The sequence below is a fragment of the Bradyrhizobium sp. MV1.5 genome (genome assembly GCF_055807615.1).
Genome location: NZ_JBVVPL010000035.1, coordinates 48,227 through 55,725, shown reverse-complemented (window position 1 = coordinate 55,725; position 7,499 = coordinate 48,227). Strand labels below are relative to the sequence as shown.

Here is a 7,499-nt window from a genome sequence, read left to right as displayed (position 1 = left end):
ATTTTTGTGTTTCCGCCCCCCCACACCCCCCCCCCCCCCCCCCCCACACAAACCCCCCCCCCCCCCCCCGCCGGGGCCCCCCCCCCCCCCGGGCCGCCCCCCCCCCCCCCCCCCTCTCTTGGAAGGTCTGTCGTTGTGTGCAGACCGGTTTAGCCTCTTGGGGTCACCGACCCGCTAAAACTGTTCGCACAAGCTTTCGTCGCCTGTCATGAAATCGTCAAGGGTCAAAACGGGATGCGCGAGAAAATGTTCCTGTTTTTCCCGATGCGTTTCGGCGCAAGCAAGTGCTCACCAGCGGCCATGCGTCACGCATTGCTGTTATTTCCCGCCGGAGAGTTCGGGAACGAACGACGGCTGGGCCCATTGTGTCGGCGGATGGTGTCGGCGCTATCCACGCATTGCCCGGCTGTGCGCCGAGACCGGTCCGCCCGCCGAACCGGCAGCATCCTGGAGCAGCCGGTTCGGCCCCCCGGGCGTCAGTTCATCCCGATTTCCACCGCGATCCGGATCAGGTCGGAATGGTTCTTGGCACCGAGCTTCTGCTTGAGCAGGGAGGTGGTGTTGGCGACGGTCTTGTAGGAGATGCCGAGCGCCTCGGCGACCTCGACGATCTTGTCGCCTCGCCCCAGCAGACGAAGAATCTCGAGCTCTCGCGGCGTCATCAGCGAGGCAGGATTGGCCTTGATCGCCGCGCCGGAAAACGTCACGGCTTCCGCGAGCTGCGGTGAAATGAAATTGTCACCCGCAACCACCTTGCGCACCGCCTTGAGCAGGATCCGGGGATCGTCGCCCTTGGAGACGTAGCCCTGCGCCCCCAGCTCGACCGCCCGCACCACGAAGGCCGGATCGTCGTTCATGCTGAACATGATGATCTTGGCGTCGGGATCGTCCTTGCGAATGCGTCGCATCAATTCAAAGCCGGAGACGTCGGGCAGGCTGATGTCAATCACGGTGACGTCGGGCCGCTTGCTGACATAGGCGCGATGCCCGGATTTGGCGTCGGTCGCCTCGTCGATCCGGATCGAATGGTCGGAGGCGAACAGGGTGCGGCAACCGGACAGCACCACGGGATGGTCGTCGACAATCAGGACGCGGGTCGCCGGCTTGGCAGTATCTTGCATTGTAACTCTCTAGTTTTTCGACTCATAAACCGACGGGAACAAATGGAAAGAGCAAATCCGACCGATGCGCGTTAGAATTGACCTAATGTGGCGCCGCTTCTCGTTCAGGACCCAACTGTTTCTGCCGCTCGGGATGAGCTTCCTCGCCGCGCTGATCATGAGCGGCGTGCTGCTCCAGATCTTCGCGACCGACCAATTGGCGGACGAGAACGAGCCGGGGCGGCGTTCGATCCAGACCGTTGCCGCCGCGCTCAACAACACCCTGCGCACCTCGAACAATCCGCGGCAGACGCTCGACGCCTTTGTCCATTCTCTGGACACCTCCTCCGATATCCAATTCCGTGCCGCGGAGATGGGTCCCGCGTCCTCAGCGAGGGACGGCCCGCGCAAGCCGCATGGCGTCCCGCAATGGTTTGTCGACCTGCTCACCGTTCCGGACATGGAGGCAGCAGCTCCGGTGACGATCGACGACAAGCGTGTCGGCGATCTCGTCTTCCGGCCGGACCTGTCGGCCGACCTGTTCGAGAAGTGGATCGGCTTTCTCGCGTTGACCATCCTCCTTGCCATGCTGATGGTGCTCACCGGCACCATTGCCTATGTTTTCGCGGGATCGGCCCTGCGCCCACTGCAAGATCTCGGCGTAGGCCTCACGCGGATGCGGCGCGGCGACTACGCAACGCCGATCCCGGTCGGAGGACCGCCGGAAATCCGGCAAAGCTGCGAGGAAGCCAACGCGCTGGCCGAAACGCTGGCGCAATTGAGCCGGGACAATCGCGACCTGCTGCATCGGCTGGTGTCGCTCCAGGACGATGAGCGGCGCGATCTCGCGCGCGAACTGCACGACGAACTCGGTCCGCTGCTGTTCAGCATCCGCGCCGGCACGATCGCATTGGCCGACGCCTCGCCCCCGGCGGGAAATCCCGGCAGTTCGGCGCAGGATGTGTTGCAATCGGTCGAGGCGCTCCAGCAGACCAACCGCCGCATCCTGGACCGGTTGCGACCGCTCTACATCGAGGAATTGGGTCTGGAGACCAGTGTGCAGACGCTGCTCCGGAATTTTCGCAAGCAGGCGCCGTCCATCAACCTGACGGACACGATTGATCCGGATCTCAACGCGATCGACGGGCCGCTGGCCCAGACCGTCTATCGCGTGATTCAGGAAGCGCTGACCAACGTGCTGCGCCATGCCGGCGCCAGCAATGCCCATGTGCAGGCGACCTTCGCCGGCGAGACGATCGTCATCGAGATTTCCGACGACGGCGGCGGCTTTCCCGAAGGCAATGTGTTCGGCCGCGGCCTGACCGGCATGCATGAGCGCGTGCGCGCGCTCAGCGGATCGCTGTCACTGCTGCGCGTGGACGCCAGGACCTATGTGCGCTGCCGCCTTCCCGCCGCACCGGCACGCGAGGCGCCGGTCAACGATTGAAGCGCTTCGAACGAAGTGGATACCGGTTCGCGTGAAGAAAACGCGTCAAAACAGAATCTAGAGTTCGGTTCTGATTCAATCAGAACCGAAACTCTAGCACGCGCAGCCAAGCTGCGCGTTCTGTCGCGCCGGCTCGCACAAGGTGGTGCGGATCTTGCCGTCGGGGCTAAAACAAAATGAGGCGCGAATGCGCAGCGCACCGGCGACGGAATATTCGAGATCGACGCCGTGGGGTGCAGGATGGATTTCCTCCAACCCGAAACCGGCCGACGAGAAAGCGCTGAGCCGCGGCTGCCAATAGGCTTCGAGCTCGCTCCGGCCGCGATAGCGCTGCGTGCCGTTACACGTGCATTCGACCTGGGCGTCGTCCGCATAGAGGTCGAGAAGCGTCGCGAGGTCGCCCTTCCTGCAGGCATCCACCCAGTCGATGACAATTCCCATCTGGTCGAAATCGCTCACGCTGCAATCCTGTCTGCCGCGGAAAAACGATGGCGGCTTAGGACCACACTCGTGAATGTCCAGTGAATGGTAAACCCCGGGCGATACCGGGTTCCCTGGCAGGGCTGTCGCATATGAAGAAAAATATGGCTGGAAGCTCGACTGCGGCCATCCTTCGAGACGCCCGCCTGCGGCGGGCCCTCAGGATGAGGACGGAGTATGTGGCGGCAATTTCGACAGGCACAGCTGCCAGTCAGCCTCATCCTGAGGAGGCCGCGAAGCGGTCGTCTCGAAGGACGAGGCGCTCGCTCAGGCGTCCGATAGCCTTGGGCTCCCTGCGAGACCTCGCAGTTCAACCCCGTCGCCGCCCTCTTGCCCATACGGCGAAGGCGATGAGCACGGCGCCTGCAAGCGTGAACCAGGTGATGGCGTATTGCAGGTGATCGTCCCTGAGATGCACGTCGAGCGGTCCCGGCCGCGGAATGCCGTTCTCGGGTGCCGGCTGCTCGAGATCGACATAGAACGGCGCAACCGCGCCCCAGCCCAGCGTGCTCGCGATCGCCACGTGATCGCGCACGAACCACAGCCGCTTGTCGCGGTTCGCCGCCGGGGTCAGCCAGCCAGGTGACTCGGGGAAGCGCAGATAGCCGGTGAACGAGACCGCCTGCCCCGTGACGAGCTTCTTGACCGCGCGATCCTCGACGCTGCGATCCTGCATGGTGTTTTCGACGAAGCCCGCATCGATGACCACTGTCTCGCCGCTCGGCAGCCGGGCCGGCACGAACGCCCAGGTGCCGGGGCCTGACGCATCCTTGCGTACGGCGGATCCGGGGGAATAGACCATCGCATCGGGTAACGGCGCATAGGTCGCGGTAAAGCTGACACGGCGGAATTCATCACGCGCGGGGCTTAGCGCGGGCCATCGTGCCGGCGGCGGCAGAGCGATCGGTGCCTCCGCGAGACGCTCGGTGAGGGCGGCGATCAGCTCGTGCTTGGCGAGGCGGCGCTGCAATTGCCAGATACCGAGCACGATGCAGACCGCGGTCAGGAATAGCGTGAACAGCGCGAAGCCGGCCACGCGGGGCTTGCGCACGGTCTCGTTCATTTCGCGCGGTCGACCAGCCGGCCCGGCGCCGCCTTATGGTGGAATTGCAGCGCGATCAGCAGCGACTTCATCGCGCGCAACGGCAGCAGGGTGGTCGCGAGGATCAGCGGCAGCCACAGCACCGCGTGCAGCCAGTACGGCGGCTGGTACTTGACCTCGACGACGAGCGCGCAGCCGACCACGATCGCGCCGGCCAGCATGATGATGAAGATCGCCGGACCGTCACCGGAATCGATGAAGGCGTAGTCGAGGCCGCAACGCTCGCAGGACGGCGCAAGCGTCAGGAAGCCCGCATAGAGCTTGCCCTGACCGCAACGCGGGCATTTGCAGGCAATCCCGCGCAGCGCGCTCTGCAGGACGGTGGCTTGCGACTCGGACGTGTCGTCGGCTTTGTTCATGATGACAGGGTCTATCACAGTTTCTGCCGAAACCCCTGCGCGCAAAAAAGCAAAGGGGCGGCCCCCGGGCCGCCCCGTTCTAGATCCGAAGTCAGCCCGCTCAGTGCGCGCCGTGGGCCATGGTCTCGGCGCCGTGTCCCCAGACATAGATGCAGAGGAACAGGAACAGCCAGACCACGTCGACGAAGTGCCAGTACCATGCGGCGAACTCGAAGCCGAGATGCTGGGTCGGCGTGAAGTGGCCGGCATAGGCGCGGAACAGGCACACCAGCAGGAAGATGGTGCCGACCAGCACATGGAAGCCGTGGAAGCCGGTCGCCATGAAGAAGGTCGCGCCGTAGACGTTGCCGCCGAAGGAGAATGCCGCGTGGCTGTACTCATAGGCCTGCACGCAGGTGAAGAGCGCGCCGAGCACGACGGTGAGGATCAGGCCGTATTTCAGGCCCTGGCGATCGTTCTCGAGCAGCGCATGGTGGGCCCAGGTCACCGTGGTGCCGGAGGTGAGCAGGATCAGCGTGTTCAGGAGCGGCAGATGCCAGGGATCGAAGGTCTCGATGCCGTGCGGCGGCCAGGTGCCCGGCACGGCGCAGGCGCCGGCCGCGGTCCCGAGACCACAGCCGAACACCGCATCGCGGGTGGCGTGGACGGCGTCGGCCGGGAATAGCGCCGCGTTGAAATAGGCCCAGAACCAGGCAACGAAGAACATCACCTCCGAGGCGATGAACAGGATCATGCCGTAGCGGTGATGCAGCTGCACGACGCGGGTGTGGTCACCCTTGTACTGGGCTTCCCTGATCACGTCGCCCCACCAGCTCGCCATGGTGTAGAGCACACCGACGGTGCCGACACCGAAGATGATCGGCGCAGCCGAGAACATGTGGTGCATCCAGGTGATCGCGCCGACCGCCATGATGAAGGCGGAGATGGAGCCGACGACGGGCCATGGCGAGGGATCGACCAGGTGGTAGTCGTGATGCTTGGTGTGCGCCGTTGCCATTTGCGGTCTCGCTCCTCAATCCCGTGCCTGTCAGGCACTTATCCCCTTATTTCCAACCCCGGCGCGTGAGCCCGGAGATCAGAGATTTCCCTTGCGTTTGTCGTTTTCGCTGGCCGCGAGCGGCTTCACCACCGGATCCTTCACCGGATAGAACGTGTAGGACAGCGTGATCGTGTTGAGACCGTCGTTCTCGTGGTCGTCGGCAATCGACGGATCGACGTAGAACACGACCGGCATCTCGCGCTTCTCGCCGGGCGCCATGGTCTGCTCGGTGAAGCAGAAGCAGTTGATCTTCTGGAAATAGGATCCGACCGTCAGCGGCGCGACATTGTAGGCGGCCTGGCCTGCGGTGGTCCGCGCGGCCTGGTTGGTCACCGTGTAGAAGACGGTCACGACCTGGCCGATATTGACCTCGATCTCGCTCTGCTCGGGCTCGAACTTCCAGGGCAGGCCGGGCGCGACGTTGGAATCGAAGCGCACCGCGATCTTCCGTGCGATCGGGCCACTGGCCGGCGCCGAGGTCGCGACCTGAGTCGTGCCGTTGAAGCCGGTGGCGCGGCAGAACCAGTTGTAGAACGGCACCGCCGCGTAGGAGGCGCCGACCATCAGCGCGACCACGCCGCCGCAGATCGAGGCGACCACCACGTCGCGGCCAAGCCCCTTGGCGGGCCTGCGCCCCCTAGTGGCCGTCCGGCTCTGATCCTGCGATATGGCGGGCTTCTGATCCATATTTCCTACATCGGCCGGACGAGCACGGCCGGCCCCTTGACCATGGTCACGGCGAAGAACAGCACCACGAGCACGCCGAGCGCGAGTGCGATCGCGATCGAGCGCTGACGACGGCTCTTCTTCTGCGCCTCGGTGAGGACGATTCCATCTATCTCGGGTTTGTCGGCCATTCCTGCGATCATGCGCCCCCTACCATCGGCGCAAGCGCCCGGAACACGACCTCGGCCAGCAAGGTCGCAAACAGCGCGAACAGATAAAGGATGGAGAACGCAAACAGCTTGCGGGTCGCCCGCAGCGATTGGCTGCGCTCGCGGCGGACATAGACGTTGATGGCGAACGCGAGCATGCCGGCGCCGAGGATCAGCGAGACGATGCCGTAGATGGCGTCGAAATAGCCGAGCGCCCAGGGCGCAGCCGCGACCGCGATCAGCACGATGGTGTAGAGCAGGATCTGAAGCCGCGTCGCGTCGGGGCCGGCGACGTTGGGCAGCATCGGAATGCCGGCGCGCGCGTAATCGTCGGAGCGGAACAGCGCAAGCGCCCAGAAGTGCGGCGGCGTCCAGAAGAAGATGATGGCGAACAGCAGCAGCGGCTCGACGTCGACCGTGCCCGTGACCGCGGCCCAGGCCACCACCGGCGGCAGCGCGCCGGCGGCACCGCCGATCACGATGTTCTGCGCGGTCCAGCGCTTCAGGCCGATCGTGTAGATCACGACGTAGAAGAAGATGGTGAAGGCGAGCAGCGCGCCCGCGATCCAGTTGACGAGGATGCCGAGCGTCATCACCGAGAAGAAGGCGAGCGTCATGCCGAAGGTCATCGCCTCGGGGCGGGTGATGCGGCCGCGCGGAATCGGCCGGTTCGCCGTGCGCGACATCTTGGCGTCGATATCGCCTTCGAGCGCCATGTTGAGCGCTCCGGACGCGCCGGCGCCGACCGCAATGCAAAGCAGCGAGGTGAAGGCCAGCACCGGGTGGAAATGCCCGGGCGCCATCGCCATTCCGACCAGCGCAGTGAAGATCACCAGCGACATCACCCGCGGCTTCAGAAGCGCGATGTAATCGCCAACCTCCGCTTCGGAGATGCGGGGATTGATGTCGATGGCGTTGTGGTCGAGGACGGACACTAGACTGACTCGCTTCGTTGTCGAGCCGCGGGGGGGGGGGGGGGGGGGGGGGGGCGCGCGGGGGGGGGGGGCGGGGGGCGGGCGGGCGGGGGGGGGGGGGGGGGGGGGGGGGGGGGGGGGCGGCGGGGGGGGCGCGGCCGGGGGGGGCGGGGGGGTGGGGGG

The 7,499-nt window shown here is 65.2% G+C and carries 9 protein-coding genes; 1 reads left to right on the top strand and 8 read right to left on the bottom strand.

All coding sequences use genetic code 11. From position 1 onward, the window contains the following. Positions 1-476: 476 nt before the first annotated feature. Complete coding sequence (locus AC0L2J_RS26890; protein ID WP_007605075.1) at positions 477-1,121, bottom strand: response regulator transcription factor; 645 nt, start codon at positions 1,119-1,121, stop codon at positions 477-479. A gap of 85 nt (positions 1,122-1,206) precedes the next feature. Between AC0L2J_RS26890 and AC0L2J_RS26885 the strand changes: the two genes are divergently transcribed. Continuing rightward, entirely contained in the window at positions 1,207-2,547 is a 1,341-nt protein-coding gene (locus tag AC0L2J_RS26885) for a histidine kinase (RefSeq protein ID WP_035973549.1), read from the top strand. A gap of 93 nt (positions 2,548-2,640) precedes the next feature. Here AC0L2J_RS26885 and AC0L2J_RS26880 read toward each other — a convergent pair whose 3' ends face one another. The 7 genes from AC0L2J_RS26880 to AC0L2J_RS26850 form a co-directional block, all read right to left on the bottom strand. Beyond that, positions 2,641-3,006 (bottom strand): nuclear transport factor 2 family protein, encoded by a 366-nt coding sequence (locus AC0L2J_RS26880; RefSeq protein WP_007605071.1) that lies wholly within the window; start codon positions 3,004-3,006, stop codon positions 2,641-2,643. Between the two features lie 331 nt (positions 3,007-3,337). Then, a complete protein-coding gene (locus AC0L2J_RS26875) occupies positions 3,338-4,090 on the bottom strand; it encodes an SURF1 family protein (protein ID WP_007605069.1) in 753 nt (250 codons plus the stop codon). After that, on the bottom strand, positions 4,087-4,488 hold the full coding sequence (locus AC0L2J_RS26870) for a DUF983 domain-containing protein (RefSeq protein ID WP_007605067.1): 402 nt from the start codon (positions 4,486-4,488) through the stop codon (positions 4,087-4,089). The genes AC0L2J_RS26875 and AC0L2J_RS26870 overlap by 4 nt, the downstream gene beginning before the upstream one ends. A 100-nt stretch (positions 4,489-4,588) precedes the next feature. Further along, positions 4,589-5,485 (bottom strand): cytochrome c oxidase subunit 3, encoded by an 897-nt coding sequence (locus AC0L2J_RS26865; RefSeq protein ID WP_007599437.1) that lies wholly within the window; start codon positions 5,483-5,485, stop codon positions 4,589-4,591. 78 nt (positions 5,486-5,563) lie between these two features. Beyond that, positions 5,564-6,214: a cytochrome c oxidase assembly protein gene (locus AC0L2J_RS26860; RefSeq protein ID WP_007605063.1), complete on the bottom strand. Its 651-nt coding sequence runs from the start codon at positions 6,212-6,214 to the stop codon at positions 5,564-5,566. A gap of 5 nt (positions 6,215-6,219) precedes the next feature. Next, positions 6,220-6,396: a hypothetical protein gene (locus AC0L2J_RS26855; RefSeq protein WP_007599435.1), complete on the bottom strand. Its 177-nt coding sequence runs from the start codon at positions 6,394-6,396 to the stop codon at positions 6,220-6,222. Next, positions 6,393-7,337 (bottom strand): heme o synthase, encoded by a 945-nt coding sequence (locus AC0L2J_RS26850; protein ID WP_007605062.1) that lies wholly within the window; start codon positions 7,335-7,337, stop codon positions 6,393-6,395. The genes AC0L2J_RS26855 and AC0L2J_RS26850 overlap by 4 nt, the downstream gene beginning before the upstream one ends. Positions 7,338-7,499: the final 162 nt, after the last annotated feature.